Here is a 16959-nt window from a genome sequence, read left to right as displayed (position 1 = left end):
CAATAGATACCCGACCCCGCATGCCATACCCCCCAAAGTTCGCCTCACATCAATGATGGCAAATTTGGTTCCGGGTGACTAGTGAACGGACCGCAGCGCATTTTCGTCGAACGTGCCGGCAAGCTTGAACTGACCGATGTGACCTTCAAGGATGAAAAGCATCTGCAGCGGATCATCGACAAGATCGTGTCGGCCGTGGGTCGCCGGGTCGACGAATCCAACCCCTATGTCGATGCGCGTCTGCCCGATGGCTCGCGTTTCAACGCCATGGTGCCGCCGATCGCGGTGGATGGCAGCCTGGTGTCGATCCGGAAATTCAAGAAGGACAAGCTGGGCATCGACGATCTGGTGCGGTTCGGTGCCTTTTCCGAGGAAATGGCCGCTTATCTTCAGGCCGCTGTGGCCTGCCGTCTGAACGTCATCGTCTCGGGGGGTACCGGCTCGGGCAAGACAACCACGCTGAACGCTCTGTCGTCCTTCATCGACAATTCCGAACGCATCCTGACGATCGAGGATACGGCGGAACTGCAACTGCAACAGGTCCATGTGGGCCGGATGGAAAGCCGGCCGCCCAACGTCGAGGGCAAGGGCGCGGTGACCCAGCGCGATTGCCTGCGCAACGCCCTGCGGATGCGGCCCGACCGGATCATCGTGGGTGAAACGCGCGGCGAAGAGGTGATCGACATGTTGCAGGCCATGAACACAGGCCACGACGGTTCGATGACCACGATCCACGCCAACTCGGCCCGCGATGGTGTCAGCCGTCTGGAAAACATGATCGCCATGGCCGGCATCGAGATGCCGATCAAGGCGGTGCGCAGCCAGATCGCCTCAGCTGTGAACCTGATCGTGCAGGCCAGCCGCCTGCAGGACGGCTCGCGCCGGATGACCTCGATCACCGAGATCACCGGCATGGAGGGCGATGTCATCTCGATGCAGGAGGTGTTCCGCTTTCAGCGCGTCGGCCTGACGCCGGACAACAAGATCATCGGCCATTTCACCGCGACGGGGGTGCGCAGCCACTATTCCGAACGCTTCCGCCTGTGGGGCTATGACCTGCCGGGCAACATCTTTGAACCCATCGCGGCGGAGTAACACTTCATGTCCATCAGCATTGAACCGATCATCTATGGTCTGATCTTCATCGGCGTTCTTGTGCTGGTCGAAGGTCTGTACCTGACGGTGTTCGGTCGTTCGATCAGCCTCAACAGCCGCGTCAACCGTCGGCTTGAAATGCTGGAACAGGGCGGCGGCCGCGAAGAGGTGATGGCCAAGCTGCGCAAGGAAATGCGCCAGCACATGAACTCGCGCGGCATCCCGCTGTACGCGATGCTGGCAGACCGGGCGCAAAAGGCCGCGATCGCCTTTACCCCCGGTCAGCTTATCATGATCATGGTGGCGCTGTCGGCAATCTCGTTCCTGGGTCTGACCATCGGCACCGACACCAGCACCCCGGTGCGCGCAGCCGTGGCCGTGGGCATGGGTGTGGGTGGCGTGTTCATGTGGGTCAATCACAAGGCCAAGAAGCGATTGGGCATGATCGAGGAACAACTGCCCGACGCGGTGGAGCTGATGGTGCGGTCGTTGCGCGTGGGCCACCCGTTTTCCTCGGCGATCCAGATCGTCGCCAAGGAGGTGCCGGACCCGCTGGCCACCGAGTTCGGCATCATCGCCGACGAATCCGCCTATGGCCGCGATGTTGGCGAGGCGCTGAAAGATCTGGCCGAACGGCTCGACATGCAGGATCTGCGCTTTCTGGCGGTGGCCGTGACGATCCAGCAGCAATCGGGCGGCAACCTGGCCGAGATCCTGGCCGGTCTGGCCAAGGTGATCCGCGCACGGTTCCGCCTGTTCCGCAGGGTCAAGGCAATCACCGCCGAGGCGCAATGGTCGGGCAAGTTCCTGTCAGGCTTTCCAGTTGCCGCGCTGGTCGCGATCAACCTGCTGGACCCGAATTATTATGACGAGGTGCTGGATCACCCGTGGTTCATCCCCGCCTGTTTCGTAGTCGGCGCCTTTCTGGTGGCCAACCTGCTGGTGATGCGCATGCTGGTCAACATCAAGGTCTGAGGTAGAAAAGATGGAATTTCTGAACGATCTTCTGACAGGCAGCCTGGGTGAATTCGGACCGCTGATCGCCGTGGGCGGCCTTGGCCTTGTGCTGATCCTGGCCACGCTGCCGGTCCTGCTGAACAAGAAACAAGACCCGTTGGACAAGCTGCGCCAGGAAAACGAGCGCGGCGTGGTCCACAAGAGCGGCAAGCGGCTACGCACGAAGCAGACCAACAACAAGCTTGAGAAATACAAGGATTTCCTGGAACCGCAGGATGCCAAGGAATACTCGGCCGTGCGGCTGAAACTGCTGCAGGCGGGCTATCACACCAAGGACGCCGTGCGGTATTTCCACTTTGCGCAATTCGCGCTGGGGATCGGCGCGCTGGTGCTGGGCGTGATCTATTACCTGTTGTTCATTGCCGGCGGGCAGGACGTGACCACGCAAAAGACGCTGATGTACATGCTCGGCCCCGGCCTTGTCGGCTACATGGCGCCAAAATACTGGGTCACCAAGCGCCAGCAGCAACGTCAGCAGCAGATCCAGGACGGCTTTCCCGATGCGCTGGACATGATGCTGGTCTGCATCGAGGCCGGTCAATCGCTGGATCAGTCGATCATCCGGGTCGCGAATGAAATCCGTCCCTCGTTCCCCGCGCTGGCGGATGAATTCCAGCTGGTCAGCTTCGAGATCAAGGCCGGCAAGGACAAGTCCACCGTTTTGCGCGACATGGGCGAACGCTGCGGCGTGCAGGATGTGTCAAGCTTTGTCACCGTGCTGATCCAGTCGGCCACGTTCGGCACCTCGATTGCCGATGCTTTGCGGGTCTATGCGTCGGAAATGCGTGACAAGCGCGTGATGCGGGCGGAAGAGGCGGCAAACAAGTTGCCTACCAAGATGACACTTGTCACTATGACCCTGACAGTGCCTCCGCTTCTGATCATCCTTGTCGGGCCATCGGTTCACGGGATCACCAAACTCAGCGTTCAATAATACAGGACCGCAACCGCCCATGCCATCGATCCGCACCGGGATCGCTTTGATCGCCACCCTTTGTCTGGCAGCCTGCTCTGCTGGCGGCTTTGACGAATCGCGCGGCCCCTATGCCCCCGGCGCGAAACCGGGGGCTCAGGCGGTGGACGGGCTGATCGTCGGGCATCGCCTGATGCAGGCGGGCGAATTCGAACTCGCGCTCGAAGCCTACAGCCGCGCCGCCCTGGACCGGGGCACCGGCGATGTGGATGTTTTGTCGGGGCTGGGCAGCGCCAATCTGGGTCTGGGGCGCCTCGGACAGGCCGAAACCCTGCTGCGCCGGGCCATCGACACCGACAACGCGATCCCCGAAACCTGGAACAATCTGGGCGTCGTGCTGATGGAACAGGGCAGTATCGGCGAAGCCGAACAGGTGTTCCGCCGCGCCTACGCGCTGGACAATGGCGAAAGTGACTCAATCCGCGATAATTTGCGCTTGGCGATAGCAAAAAAGCAAAATCCGGATTATGATGAGGAAAAAGACCAAGATTACAAATTGGTACGCAGGGGAAGCAGCGAATACCTGATCCGCCGCGTGCCGTAGAGGCAAGAGCAGTATAAGGACGCAAACATGCGCCACCCTATTCTTATTTCCCTGTGCGTTGCCGGGGCTTTCAGCCTGTCTGCATGCGAGCAACGCATAGACACCGACGAGGTGGACCGTGCCTTTCAGGACGTGAACATCGTCGATGAAAGCAACCTCAGCGACATCATGCTGACCGTGGCCGACCCGAACGAGTCGGTGTCGTACTTCACCCGCGCCACCGCTGAAAAACCCGAACGCCTTGATTTGCAACGCGGTCTGGCCTCGTCGCTTGTCCGCGCCAAACGCAATCCCGAAGCGGTCGCAGCCTGGCAAAGCGTGATCAAGCACGCGGATTCGACCAATGATGATCAGGTCGAACTGGCCGACGCCTACATCCGCGCGGGCAAATGGAAAGAGGCCGAGGCGACCCTGAACGCGGTGCCGCCCACGCATGAGACTTTTCATCGTTACCGTCTCGAGGCGATGATCGCCGATGCCAACCAGCAATGGAAAAAAGCCGACAGTTTCTATGAGATCGCGGCCGGGATGACGACGCGCCCGGCCAACGTGCTGAACAACTGGGGCTATTCCAAGCTGACGCGCGGCGATTACGCAGATGCCGAGCGGTTGTTCGGAGAAGCCCTGCAGAATGACACCGGGCTGTTCACCGCCAAGAACAACATCGTTCTGGCCCGCGCCGCTCAGCGAAAATACACCCTGCCCGTCGTGCAGATGGACCAGATCGAGCGCGCCCAGCTGCTGCACACCATGGGTCTGAGCGCAGTGAAACAGGGCGACATCGAAACTGGAAAGGGTCTGCTGCGCGAAGCGGTCGATACCCATCCCCAGCATTTCGAGGCGGCGGTCCGCTCGCTCCGGGCCTTGGAAAACGGCTGATCAGGCATGCAGATCGGTGATCTGATCACGGGGCTGGCCCTGCGCATGGCGATCCCCGACATCGCCGCGCTGGTGTTGCTGATCCTGTCGGCACCGGTCTGCGCCTGGGTCGCCTACAGCGACCTGCGCGCGATGCGTATTCCCAACAAGGCGGTCTATGCGCTGTTTGCGATTTTCGTGGTCACCGGCCCGTTCCTGATGCCGCTGCCGGACTATGGCTGGCAACTGACCCATATGCCGATCCTGCTGGTGGTGGGCATATTGGTCAACGCTGCCGGGCTGGCCGGGGCGGGGGATGCGAAATTCGTCGCTGCCGCCGGGCCGTATCTCTGGGTGGCCGATCTGCAACCGCTGCTGCTGATCTATGCCGCCAACCTGCTGGCCGCCTTTGTCACGCACCGCATGGTCAAGCACACGCCGCTCCGCGCGATGGCACCCGACTGGCAAAGCTGGTCGGTGGGCTGGAAATTCCCCATGGGCCTGTCGCTGGCGGGCACGCTGATGATCTATCTGGCACTCGGTGCCCTCTGAACGGCCCCCAAGCCGCGCTGGTTTCTCCATCTTTTTGCCATCATGATCCGGCACCTTCGCATCAACGAAAGGCGTGCGCGCCGCAGGTAATGCAGGAATCCGCTCATGAACGTGCAAGTCCAATCCACCAGCAACGTGCAACCCCCGCCCGTTCCACGCGGGGTCGAGGAAATGCAGTTGCCGGTGGTGATGATGCGGGATGTCATGCTGAAAACCATGTTCCGCAAGAACCTGACCACGGTTGGAGAGGTATCGCAGGCGATCTGCCTGCCCCGTGCGGTCACGACCGAGTTGATCGATATCGCCCGCAGCCAGAACCTGCTGGAGGCGATGGGCACGCTGAACGCTTCGGCTGCGGGCAATGAAATGGCGTTTCAGCTGACCGATGCGGGCAAGGCACGTACGCTGGACGCGCTGGCACAGTCCGAGTATTTCGGCGCGATGCCGGTGCCGCTGGATGTCTACCGCGCGCAGGTCAAGCGCCAGTCGATCCGCGACATCCAGATCACGCGCCGGCAACTGACCGATGCGATGGGTCATCTGGTGTTGCCCGACGATCTGCTGAGCAACCTTGGGCCCGCGGTCAGTTCCGGTCGCTCGATCCTGATGTACGGCCCGCCGGGCAACGGCAAATCCAGCATCTCGAACGGCATCCGCGACGCCATGGGCGACAAGATATTCGTCCCGCGCGCCATCGAATATGCCGGACAGGTGATCACCGTCTATGACCCGATCGTGCATTCGGCCGCCGAGACGGAAGAGGATGATCCCAATTCGCTACGCGTGCGGCGCACTTTCGACACCCGCTATGTCAAATGCGAGCGTCCCACCGTGATCACCGGGGGCGAGCTGTCGCTGTCGATGCTCGATCTGGTCTACAACCCCACCGCCCGCACCTATCAGGCGCCCTTGCAGCTAAAATCGACCGGTGGCATCTTCATCGTCGATGACCTTGGGCGACAGGCCGAACCGCCGCAGTCGCTGGTCAACCGCTGGATCGTCCCGCTGGAGGAATCCAAGGACATCCTTGCCCTGCAATCGGGCGAAAAGTTCGAGGTGCCGTTCGACACGCTGGTGATCTTTTCCACCAACTTTCACCCGAACGAGATTTTCGACAAGGCCGCCCTGCGCCGGATCTTTTTCAAGATCAAGATCGACGGGCCCAACCAGCAGAATTTCCTCAAGATCTTTGCCATGGTGGCCAAGAAAAAGGGGATGCCCCTGTCCGAGCCTGCACTGATCCACCTGCTCAAGCAGAAATACCCGACCATCGACAACATTTATGCAAACTACCAGCCGGTGTTCCTGATCGATCAGATGATCGCGATCTGCGATTTCGAAGGCATCCCCTATCAGATGACCCCTGAATTGATCGACCGCGCCTGGGCGAACATGTTCGTCAAGGACGAGCATATTGTGAAATAGTCCGCCCTGCTCGCCGGATTGTCGCGCGCGTCTTGCAATTTTGCAGGACGCGCACCGCGTGTTCCCTTGGTGCCGCCCGCGCGCTACATCTGCCCCATGCGTGACCTGCCCGATCAGATCGAAACGTGGTTTGCCGCCCAGGGCTGGCAAATCCACCCCCACCAGCGCGACATGCTGGCGCGGGCCGCTGATCCCGCGACGCTGCTGATCGCCCCCACCGGCGGCGGCAAGACCATGGCGGGGTTTCTTCCCACGCTGGCGGAACTGTCGGCGGGGCATCACAGCGGGCTGCACACGATCTATGTCAGCCCGCTCAAGGCCTTGGCCGCCGATATCAAGCGCAACCTGACCCGTCCGGTCACCGACATGGGCCTGCCCGTCCGGATCGAGGACCGCACCGGCGACACGTCCTATACGCAAAAGCGCAAACAGCGCGCCGATCCGCCCCATATCCTGTTGACCACGCCGGAATCTCTGGCCCTGCTGATCAGCTATCCGGATGCGCCGCGCATCTTTGCCGGGCTGCAACGCATCATCGTCGACGAGATCCACGCGCTCGCCGACTCAAAACGGGGCGACCAGTTGATGCTGGCACTTTCGCGTGTGCAGGCACTGGCCCCCGGTCTGCGCCGTGTAGGGCTGTCGGCCACGGTCGATGACCCGGGCGCGATCGCACACCTGCTGGCGCGTCATCCCGACCCTTGCGCCATCCTGCAGGCAGACCCCGGCCCAGACCCCGACATCCGGATGCTGCAAACCGATCAGGCCCCCCCTTGGTCCGGGGGTGGGGCCGCCTACGCGATCCCGGCTGTGCTGGAGCAGGTCCGGCAGCACAAGACCACGTTGATCTTTCACAACACCCGCGCGCAGGCCGAGATCTTCTTTCACCGGCTGTGGATGCAGAACGAGGATGCCCTGCCAATCGGTATCCATCATGGCAGCCTTGACCGGGCGCAGCGCGAAAAGGTCGAATCCGCAATGGTGGCTGGGGACTTGCGCGCCATCGTCTGCACCGGATCGCTGGATCTGGGCATCGACTGGGGCGATGTCGATCTGGTGATCCAGGTCGGCGCACCCAAGAACGTCAAGCGTCTGGTGCAACGGATCGGGCGGGCCAATCACCGCTACAACGCGCCCTCCAAGGCGCTGCTGGTGCCCGCGAACAGGTTCGAGGTGGTGGAATGCGTCGCCGCACTTGAGGCCGCAAAGGCGCATGATCTGGATGGCGAGCCGCGCGGCCCCGGTCCGCTGGACGTGCTGTGCCAGCACATCCTGATCACCGCCTGCGCGGCCCCCTTTGATGCCGACGCGCTGTTTGACGAGGTCCGGCAGGCCGGGACCTATGCCGCCCTGCCCCGCGCCGATTTCGACGCCTGCCTGGATTTCTGCGCCACCGGCGGCTATGCCCTGCGCGCCTATGACCGTTGGCAGCGGCTGCAAAAGCGCGCGAACGGCGACTGGCAGTTGCGCGACCCGCGCAGCGCCACGCTGATCCGGCAGAACATCGGTACGATACAGGACACCGACACGCTCAAGGTGCGGATGCGCGGGCGCGGCGCGCCGCTGGGCGAGGTCGAGGAAGGCTTTGCCGCCAGCCTGACCCCCGGCGACACCTTCCTGATCGGCGGACAGGTCGTGCGCTACGAAGGTTTGCGCGAAATGACGGTCGAGGTCAGCCGCAACCGTGGGCGAGAGCCCAAGGTCGCCACCTTCAACGGCACGAAATTCGCCACCTCGACCCAGCTTTCCCAAAGAATCCTGCGCATGTTCGCCCAAGGCGATTGGCCGCAACTGCCCGCCCATACCGCCGACTGGCTGGCGTTGCAGGCCCGCGTGTCGCGCCTGCCGCAACAGGGGCGACTGCTGGTCGAAACCTTCCCTCACGAGGGGCGCGATTACCTGTGCGCCTACGGTTTTGCCGGGCGCAACGCGCAACAGACGCTGGGCCTGATCCTGACCAAACGGATGGAGGAAACCGGGCTGGACCCGCTGGGGTTCGTCGCCACCGATTACGCGGTGCTGATCTGGGGCCTGCGCCCGGTGACCGACCCTGCGCCGCTGTTCGACCGCGCCGCCCTGCGCGACGGGCTGGAGGGGTGGCTGGCAGGCAACGCGGTGATGAAACGCACCTTTCGCTCCAGCGCCACGATTGCCGGGCTGATCCAGCGCAGCTTTCAGGGACAGCGCAAATCGGGGCGGCAAGCGACGTTTTCGTCCGATATCCTCTATGACACGCTGGCCAAATACGACCCCGATCACCTGATGCTGCGCGTCACCCGGGACGAGGCAATGCGCGGGCTGGTCGATTTCGGCCGGATCGAGGATATGCTGGACCGCATCGAGGGCCGGATCGACCATGTGCCGCTGGACCGGCTGTCGCCGCTGTCGGCACCGCTGTTTCTGGAACCGGGCCGCGTGCCGGTGGTGGGGGCCGGGCAGGAACGTCTGCTGGCCGAAGAGACGGAAAAACTGCTCGCTCAGGCCGGGCTGGCCTGAGCACCCGCCCCCTTGCGCCGGGCTGCCAAGTTGCCGATGCTGCGCAAAAAACCAGAGAGCAGCAATGACCCACACCCATTCAGGCGGTCACCGCTTTACCCTTGCCGGTCAGTCGCTTGTGGCGCTTGGCGCGGGCGCGCTGTGGTGGCCGGATCAACGCCTTCTGTGCGTGTCCGACCTGCACTTGGGCAAATCCGAACGCCATGCCCGGCGCGGCGGCGCGCCCCTGCCGCCCTATGAAACCCGCGACACCCTGTTGCGCCTGCAGGCGGTCATCGAGGCGCTCCAGCCGCAATCGGTGATCTGCCTTGGCGACAGCTTCGACGACACCGCTGCGGCGCAGTCGCTGGGCGAGGATGAACGGCTGTGGATCGCGCGCCTGCAGGCCGGTCGCCGCTGGATCTGGATCGAAGGCAACCACGATCCCGGCCCCGTCGACCTGGGCGGCGCGCATATGGCCGAACTGCCGCTGCCGCCGCTGTGCTTTCGCCATATCGCGGACCCGGCCCAAAGCGGCGAAATCTCGGGCCATTACCATCCCAAGGCCGCCATCCGCACCCGCATCCGCACGGTCAGCCGCCCCTGTTTCCTGATCGATGGCGACCGGGTGATCCTGCCCGCCTTCGGCACCTATACCGGCGGTCTGCGCAGTTCCGACACCGTGCTGTCACGCCTGATGCGCCCCGAGGCGCTGGCGGTGCTCACCGGCCCGACCGCCCTGCCGGTGCCGATGCCGCGCTAGGCGCCCTCGGCCGCCTGCGCCGGCAGCAGCCCGGCCTCTTCCAGTCCAGGGCGGTAGGTGCGGCTGACCGGCACCTCCATTGCGTTGATCAGCACCAGCACCTGCTTGCCATCCACCCGCCTGTGCCCTGCCACCGCCGACAGGGTCACCCAATGCGAGCGGTGGGTGCACCGCCCCTCGACGCAATCCATCTCGTTCACGGCATCGCCAAAGCGCATCCGGAGCTGTTGCACGCCGGTATCCAGCGTCACCGTCACGAAATGCCCATTGGCGGTCAGGTGCAGGATATCACCGGTCTCCCCGTCAGGCAGACGACGATAGAGGCGCGGGCGCGGCGACGCCTCAGCCAGTGGCGCATCACCCACCGGCACCGGCGACGGCGCCAGAACGCGCAGGCCACCGGCCTCGTCGCGCACAAAGAACAGCAATTCCTCGAAACCGGGGATCACCCGCCGCAGCACGAAGATCGCCCCGGCGATCAGAGCCACGTAGACGCTGATCCGCCCGAAACATCCGCTGCCACCGCACAGTCCGGGCATGAACACATGCGTCAGCACCAGAACCATCGGTGTCACCACCACGACCATCAGGCCTGTCACCACCAGCTCGTACAGGACCGGCCTGTCCTTCGGCACCACCTGCAAGGCCAGCCGACGCAGCACATAGGCCGCCATGGTTGACCCAAAGGTGATCGCGCCCCAGTACAGGCAACGCTCGGTCAAGGTGAGGTACTCGTAGGTTCCGAACGGCCCCGATATCACCGCGAGAACAGTCACGACGACACATACATCCAAGGTGACCGGGTGCGTCATGTGATCCCGAATGGCCTGTTCCGTCGTACTTGTCACACTGCACTCTCCCTATGCGGGATAAGAACCCCTCTGATTCCAAAGGAATAAAGGAAAGCGACAGGCCGATGCAAGCCCGCGCATGCAACCTTTTGGGTCGTGGTGCGCAGGTATCTGACAGGAACGGGCGGGCAGGATCAGGCGGTCAGCCCCTCCGGCTCGGGCAGGCCGTGGGCGCGGCTGCACGCTGTCACCGTGTTGGCCAGCAGGCAGGCGATGGTCATCGGCCCCACACCGCCCGGCACCGGGGTGATGGCCCCGGCCACCGCCGCGCAGCTGTCAAAGTCGCAGTCGCCCACCAGCCGGGTCTTGCCCTCGCCCGCATCGACGCGGTTGATTCCCACGTCGATGACCGTGGCCCCCGGCTTGATCCAGTCGCCCGGCACCATGCCCGGCCGGCCCACGGCAGCCACCACGATATCGGCCCGGCGCACCACCTCCGGCAGATCGCGGGTGCGCGAATGGGCGATCGTCACGGTGCAGCTGTCGCCCAGCAACAGTTGCGCCATCGGCTTGCCCACGATGTTGCTGCGCCCGATCACCACGGCCTCCAGACCCGACAGATCGCCCAGATGATCGCGCAGCATCATCAGGCACCCCAGCGGCGTGCAGGGCACCATCGCCTTCTGCCCGGTCGCCAGCAGCCCGACGTTCGAGATGTGGAACCCGTCCACATCCTTGGCCGGATCGATCGCCGCGATCACCAGCGCCTCGTCCAGGTGATCTGGCAGCGGCAGTTGAACCAGAATGCCATGCACCGACGGGTCCGCGTTCAGCCGCGCGATCAGGTCCAGCAGCTCGGTCTCGCCGGTGTCCGCCGCCAACCGATGCTCGAACGAGGCCATGCCGACCTCGACCGTCATCCTGCCCTTCGATCGCACATAGACCTGGCTGGCCGGATCCTCACCCACCAGAACCACCGCCAGCCCCGGTGTGACACCATGCCCGGACACCAGCCGCGCCACGTGGCCCGCCACCTTGTCGCGCACCCGCGCCGCGAATGCCTTGCCGTCGATGATCTGTGCCGCCATGTCGTTCTTTCCTTCCGTCGTGCCCGGTCAGCACATCCCGCATCCCGCCCGTCAGGGCAAGGGCGCGTGTCCACTTCATCTTGCCCCTAAACTCCCGCCGGAGGCAGGAGCGGCCCACCGGGCCGCGACCGGCGCGCCGGGGGCTCGATGCCCCCTGCGCGCCGCCCCCCTGCTCAGAACAACCCTTCGATCTGGCCCAGATCGTTCAGCATGATCGCCTCGGCGCTCGGCACGCGCGGCAGGCCGGGCATGGTCATGATCTCGCCGCAGATCACCACGACAAAGCCTGCACCGGCACTCAGACGCACCTCGCGCACCGGCACCGAAAACCCCGTGGGCGCCCCGCGCTCGCCCGGATCGGTGCTGAAGGAATACTGCGTCTTGGCCATGCAGACCGGCAAGTGCCCGTATCCGGCATCCTCCCATTCCTTCAACTGCGCGCGGATCCTCGCATCGGCCACCACCGCATCGGCGCGGTAGATGCGCTTGGCGATGGTCTCGACCTTCTCCATCAGGCTCAACTCGTCGGCATAAAGCGGCGCGAAATTGGTTTCGCCCGCATCGGCGATCTCGGCTACGCGGGTTGCCAGATCCTCGATCCCCTCCGACCCCATGGCCCAGTGCCGGCACAGGATCGCCTCCGATCCCTGGCCTGCCACGTAATCCTTGACCGCCTGCACCTCGGCCTCGGTATCGGTGACGAAATGGTTGATCGCCACCACCACCGGCACGCCGAATTGCTTGAGGTTCTCGATATGCCGCCCGAGGTTGGGGCAGCCCGCCTGCACTGCCTCGACATTTTCAGCACCCAGATCGGCCTTGGCCACGCCGCCGTTCATCTTCATGGCGCGCACGGTGGCCACCACCACCACCACCGACGGGGCGAGCCCCGCCTTACGGCACTTGATGTTCATGAACTTCTCGGCCCCCAGATCGGCGCCAAAGCCCGCCTCGGTCACCACGTAATCGGCCAGTTTCAACGCCGTCGTGGTGGCAATGACCGAGTTGCAGCCATGCGCGATATTGGCGAACGGCCCGCCATGCACGAAGGCCGGATTGTTTTCCAGCGTCTGCACCAGGTTGGGCTGCATCGCGTCCTTCAGCAGCACGGTCATCGCGCCATCGGCCTTGATGTCGCGGCAGGTGATCGGCTCTTTCGCGCGGGTATAGGCCACGATGATATCGCCCAGCCGGCGTTGCAGATCCTCCAGATCGGTGGCCAGGCACAGGATCGCCATGACCTCGGATGCCACGGTGATGTCGAACCCGGTCTGGCGCGGAAACCCGTTGGCCACGCCGCCAAGGCTGGTGACCACATCGCGCAGCGCGCGGTCGTTCATGTCCATCACCCGGCGCCAGACCACGCGACGCTCGTCGATGGCCAGTTCGTTGCCCCAGTAGATGTGGTTGTCGATCATCGCCGACAGCAGGTTGTGCGCCGATGTGATGGCATGGAAGTCGCCAGTGAAATGCAGGTTCATCTCTTCCATCGGCACGACCTGCGCATAGCCACCCCCGGCGGCCCCGCCCTTCATGCCAAAGCACGGGCCAAGCGACGCCTCGCGGATGCAGACCGCCGCCTTCTTGCCGATCCGGTTCAGACCGTCGCCCAGACCGACGGTGGTGGTGGTCTTGCCCTCACCCGCAGGGGTCGGGTTGATCGCGGTCACCAGGATCAGCTTGCCGTTTTCGTGGTCGCGCACCGAGTTGATGAATTCCTGGCTGACCTTGGCCTTGTCATGGCCATAGGGCAGCAGATGCGCGCTTGGGATGTCCAGCCGCGCGCCGATCTCTTGTATCGGCTTTTTCTGCGCCTCGCGGGCGATTTCGATATCGGATTTGTGGCTCATCAGTGGTTTCCCTGCATGTGGCGCGGCGCGCCGGGTTTCGCCCTTGGTGATAGAGAACTGCACAGCGGATCAAAGCGGCAATTCCGACATTTTCGCCCCCGCTTGCGGCGGGATGGCGCGCGTGGGTTTCTTTTCGGAAATCAGCGGTCCGGGTCAGCGTCCGCGCGCGGCGTCCAGATGCGGCCAAGCGGGTTGATCGGGTACATACAGGCGCAGCACATCCCCCAGCGCCAGCCGCCCCTCGCGCTGCACCCAGGCGGTGATGCCGCGCCGCCCGTCCGCCGCGCGCTTGAACAGGCGGCCCTTGCCCGGTTCGACGCTTTCGATGCTGCGCGCGGGCAGATGGCAGGGCTGGTTGTGCATGTCCACCACCAGCGTGGCCCCCGAAGGGGCCTGCAACCGTGACGAGGGCGGCACGTGGCTCAGGTCCGGCAGGCCACGGACGACCACCGAGGCCCCCAGCCGCGCAGGGTCCAGCGCCGCCAGCCCCATCTTTTCCGCGATCAGCGCCAGTTCTTCCTCGGACACGACCGAGACCTGACGCTCGTTCCCGATCTCGGTGCCCCTGGGGTGCAGCGCGGTCACCCGGCTGCACGAGGCGCGGGTGCGCCCGCCATGCACCGATCCGGCCAGCCCTGCAAAGGTCAGGTCCACGGCATCGCGCGAGCCCGCGATCAGGGCCTTGCGGTCCTCGGTCTCGACCACGCCCAGCCAAGTGACGGTGGCGGTAAATCCGGTCGGTATCAAAGCAGGCATCGGCCCCTCCTGTGCTTCGTCGCGCAAGATATGCCCGATGCCGACCCCTTCGGCCAGCCGGATGCCGGGTTTCTAGACCGTCAGGGTGAAAAACAGCCGTTTGAACGGGAACAGAACCGTACCGTCGCTGCCGCGCGGATAGGGTTTGTCCATCACACCCTCATAGGCCGCGATCAGCCTGGCCTGCTCGTCGCTGTCAAGAGCGGCAAGAATGGGCCGGGCAAAGGTGGTTTCGGTATAGCACCGCACCGGATGGGACTGCATGTTGGCGGGCAGGATCTGGTAATACTCGGTCTCCCACAGTTCCAGATGACCCAAGGGCGACAGCAGGCGGTGGTAATCGACGGGCCGCAGCACCGATGGCCCGGTGTCGGGGTCGACCCGACCGGGAAACATTTCGTCGGCAAGGCTGCGCCAGACCCGGTGGCTGGGCGCGTTGTTCTGATGCGGCATCTGCACCGCCAGCATGCCGCCCGGCGCCAGCATCCCGGCCAGTCGCGGCAACAGGGCCGGGTGATCGCCCACCCAGTGCAAAGCGGCATTGGCAAAGGTCAACGCCACCGGGGCCTGCGCCGTCCAGTCCGCGATCTCTTGATGCTCCAGCCGGTCATAGAGGTTCAGCGCCCGCGCCTCGGCCAGCATGGTGTCAGAGGTGTCGACACCCACCAGCCCGTGATCGGCAAACCGCGCGCGCAGCGCCCTGGCCACGTTCCCGGCACCGCACCCCAGATCGATCACATCGCCCTCGGGCAATCCGCCGACGCGCCCCAGGAGGTCCAGCGCGGGCTGTAAACGATAACCCCGGAACCTGTGATAGGCCCCGGGGTTCCAGTCTGTATCGGTCCGTTCCGTCATCAGGTCGGTTCAGGTTCCATGTCACCCGAAGGCTTTGGCTTGGGCTTGGTCTTGGGGATGGCCGTCAGCGAGGGCGCGTTGCCCTTGTCTTGGGGCGTGGTGTCGTCATCATCCTTGCTGCTGGGAAGTTCACCGCGCATCACGCGCTTGATCTCTTCGCCCGTCAGGGTTTCGTATTCCAGCAGGCCTTCGGCCAGACGCTCCCATTCCTCCTTGCGCTCGGTCAGGATGCGATGGGCAGTCTCATACCCCTCCTGGATCAGGCGGCGCACCTCTTCCTCGATCATCTCCTTGGTATGGGCCGAGACCGAGAAGCCGGCGGTGTTGCCGGAATACCCGTCGTGGGCTTCGGCATAGTCGATGTTGCCGACCTTGTCGGACATGCCCCAGCGCATCACCATGGCGCGCGCCAGCTGGCTGGCCTGCATGATGTCACCGGCCGGGCCGTTCGACACCTCGTCCTCGCCATACTTGAGGATCTCGGCTGCCTTGCCCGCCATGGTCATGGCCAGCTTCTGCTCGCACTCGGACTTGTGCCAGTTCAGGCGGTCCATTTCCGGCAGTGACACGACCATGCCCAACGCGCCCCCACGCGGGATGATCGTTGCCTTGTAGACCGGATCGCATTTCGGCAGGGCCAGACCCACGACCGCGTGACCGGCCTCATGATAGGCGGTCTTTTCCTTCTGATCTGGAGTCAGCACCATGCTGCGGCGCTCGGCCCCCATCATGACCTTGTCCTTGGCGTTCTCGAAATCGATCATAGTCACGAAACGGCGCCCCACACGGGCCGCCATCAGCGCGGCCTCGTTCACGAGGTTGGCCAGATCAGCCCCCGAGAAGCCGGGCGTGCCGCGCGCGATTATGCGCAGATCGACATCGGGGCCAAGCGGCGTCTTGCGCGCATGCACGCCAAGGATCTTTTCACGGCCTTTGATGTCGGGGTTGCCCACCGTCACCTGGCGGTCGAACCGGCCCGGACGCAACAACGCAGGGTCCAGCACGTCCTTGCGGTTGGTCGCGGCGATGATGATCACGCCTTCGTTGGCCTCGAAGCCATCCATTTCGACCAGCAACTGGTTCAACGTCTGTTCACGCTCGTCATTGCCGCCGCCGATGCCCACGCCACGGGCGCGGCCCACGGCGTCGATCTCGTCGATGAACACGATGCAGGGCGCGTTCTTTTTCGCCTGCTCGAACATGTCACGCACCCGGCTGGCACCGACACCCACGAACATTTCCACAAAGTCAGAGCCCGAGATGGTAAAGAACGGCACACCCGCCTCGCCCGCGATGGCGCGTGCAAGCAACGTCTTACCGGTCCCCGGAGGACCGACCAGCAAGGCACCCTTGGGGATCTTGCCGCCCAGACGGCTGAATTTCTGCGGGTTGCGCAGGAATTCCACGATCTCTTCCAGCTCTTCCTTGGCCTCGTCGATGCCGGCAACGTCGTCAAAGGTCACGCGCCCGTTCTTCTCGGTCAGCAGCTTGGCCTTGGACTTGCCGAACCCCATGGCCCCGCCTTTTCCGCCGCCCTGCATCCGGTTCATGAAATAGATCCACACACCGATCAGCAGCACGAATGGCAACAGCGACAGAAGGAACGACTGGAAACCGCTTTGTTCCTGGCTTTCGGCTGTCACCGGTATGCCGCGTTCGATCAGCAGCGACGTGACTTCGGCGTCTTCGGGCTTGACCGAGGTGTATTCCACCCCGTCCTCGCCCCGAAAGCGCACGCGCTCGCCATCCAGTGTGACGCGGCTGACCTCTTGGTTCTCTACCTTCCGGACAAATTCGGAATAGCTGACCGAGGTGCTTTGCATCGTGCCGCCTGTTCCGCTGAACAGGTTGAAAAGCGCAAGGATCAGCAGGAACAGAACCACCCAAAAGGCGATGTTTCTCGCGTTGCCCAAGGAA

At 63.9% G+C, this 16959-nt stretch carries 14 protein-coding genes and 1 pseudogene; 9 read left to right on the top strand and 6 right to left on the bottom strand.

The genetic code is table 11. The features are described 5' to 3' along the window. Positions 1-78: 78 nt before the first annotated feature. The 9 genes and pseudogenes from ACFTOW_RS05085 to pdeM all read left to right on the top strand — a co-directional run. Positions 79-1095, top strand: a pseudogene (locus ACFTOW_RS05085) (CpaF family protein); the annotation flags it as partial. 6 nt (positions 1096-1101) lie between these two features. Next, on the top strand, positions 1102-2070 hold the full coding sequence (locus ACFTOW_RS05080) for a type II secretion system F family protein (protein ID WP_379913714.1): 969 nt from the start codon (positions 1102-1104) through the stop codon (positions 2068-2070). Between the two features lie 10 nt (positions 2071-2080). Then, a complete protein-coding gene (locus ACFTOW_RS05075; protein ID WP_379913712.1) occupies positions 2081-3046 on the top strand; it encodes a type II secretion system F family protein in 966 nt (321 codons plus the stop codon). 19 nt (positions 3047-3065) lie between these two features. Further along, positions 3066-3629, top strand: coding sequence for a tetratricopeptide repeat protein (locus ACFTOW_RS05070; RefSeq protein ID WP_379913720.1), 564 nt, complete (start codon positions 3066-3068; stop codon positions 3627-3629). A 27-nt stretch (positions 3630-3656) separates the two neighbouring features. Continuing rightward, positions 3657-4508 (top strand): tetratricopeptide repeat protein, encoded by an 852-nt coding sequence (locus tag ACFTOW_RS05065; protein WP_379913710.1) that lies wholly within the window; start codon positions 3657-3659, stop codon positions 4506-4508. Between the two features lie 6 nt (positions 4509-4514). After that, the gene (locus tag ACFTOW_RS05060; RefSeq protein ID WP_379913708.1) at positions 4515-5039 is read left to right on the top strand and encodes a prepilin peptidase; all 525 of its coding nucleotides are present in this window, start codon (positions 4515-4517) and stop codon (positions 5037-5039) included. A gap of 105 nt (positions 5040-5144) precedes the next feature. Next, a complete protein-coding gene (locus ACFTOW_RS05055) occupies positions 5145-6464 on the top strand; it encodes a P-loop NTPase family protein (protein WP_379913706.1) in 1320 nt (439 codons plus the stop codon). A gap of 96 nt (positions 6465-6560) precedes the next feature. Beyond that, positions 6561-8960 (top strand): ligase-associated DNA damage response DEXH box helicase, encoded by a 2400-nt coding sequence (locus tag ACFTOW_RS05050; RefSeq protein WP_379913704.1) that lies wholly within the window; start codon positions 6561-6563, stop codon positions 8958-8960. Positions 8961-9024: 64 nt separating this feature from the next. Continuing rightward, a complete protein-coding gene (pdeM, locus tag ACFTOW_RS05045) occupies positions 9025-9702 on the top strand; it encodes a ligase-associated DNA damage response endonuclease PdeM (protein ID WP_379913702.1) in 678 nt (225 codons plus the stop codon). Here the strand turns inward: pdeM and ACFTOW_RS05040 are convergent. The 6 genes from ACFTOW_RS05040 to ftsH form a co-directional block, all read right to left on the bottom strand. After that, positions 9699-10550, bottom strand: a complete 852-nt coding sequence (locus ACFTOW_RS05040) for a LytTR family DNA-binding domain-containing protein (protein ID WP_379913700.1) — start codon at positions 10548-10550, stop codon at positions 9699-9701. The two genes, pdeM and ACFTOW_RS05040, sit on opposite strands and share 4 nt — an antisense overlap. 137 nt (positions 10551-10687) lie before the next feature. Next, positions 10688-11581 carry a bifunctional methylenetetrahydrofolate dehydrogenase/methenyltetrahydrofolate cyclohydrolase FolD gene (folD, locus tag ACFTOW_RS05035; RefSeq protein ID WP_379913698.1) on the bottom strand — a complete coding sequence of 298 codons (894 nt, stop codon included), beginning with the start codon at positions 11579-11581 and terminating at the stop codon, positions 10688-10690. A 173-nt stretch (positions 11582-11754) separates the two neighbouring features. Then, complete coding sequence (locus ACFTOW_RS05030; RefSeq protein WP_379913696.1) at positions 11755-13431, bottom strand: formate--tetrahydrofolate ligase; 1677 nt, start codon at positions 13429-13431, stop codon at positions 11755-11757. A 153-nt stretch (positions 13432-13584) separates the two neighbouring features. Next, positions 13585-14187: an MOSC domain-containing protein gene (locus ACFTOW_RS05025; protein WP_379913694.1), complete on the bottom strand. Its 603-nt coding sequence runs from the start codon at positions 14185-14187 to the stop codon at positions 13585-13587. Between the two features lie 72 nt (positions 14188-14259). Further along, on the bottom strand, positions 14260-15042 hold the full coding sequence (locus ACFTOW_RS05020) for a methyltransferase domain-containing protein (RefSeq protein ID WP_379913691.1): 783 nt from the start codon (positions 15040-15042) through the stop codon (positions 14260-14262). Next, the gene (ftsH, locus tag ACFTOW_RS05015) at positions 15042-16955 is read right to left on the bottom strand and encodes an ATP-dependent zinc metalloprotease FtsH (RefSeq protein WP_379913689.1); all 1914 of its coding nucleotides are present in this window, start codon (positions 16953-16955) and stop codon (positions 15042-15044) included. Before ftsH ends, ACFTOW_RS05020 begins: the two co-directional genes overlap by 1 nt. Positions 16956-16959: the final 4 nt, after the last annotated feature.

Origin of the sequence: Lacimonas salitolerans, from assembly GCF_042677865.1 — a bacterium.
Taxonomy (GTDB): domain Bacteria; phylum Pseudomonadota; class Alphaproteobacteria; order Rhodobacterales; family Rhodobacteraceae; genus Lutimaribacter; species Lutimaribacter salitolerans.
The sequence above is the reverse complement of the archived record's forward strand: the minus strand, read 5'-3'. Positions and strand labels throughout refer to the sequence as shown.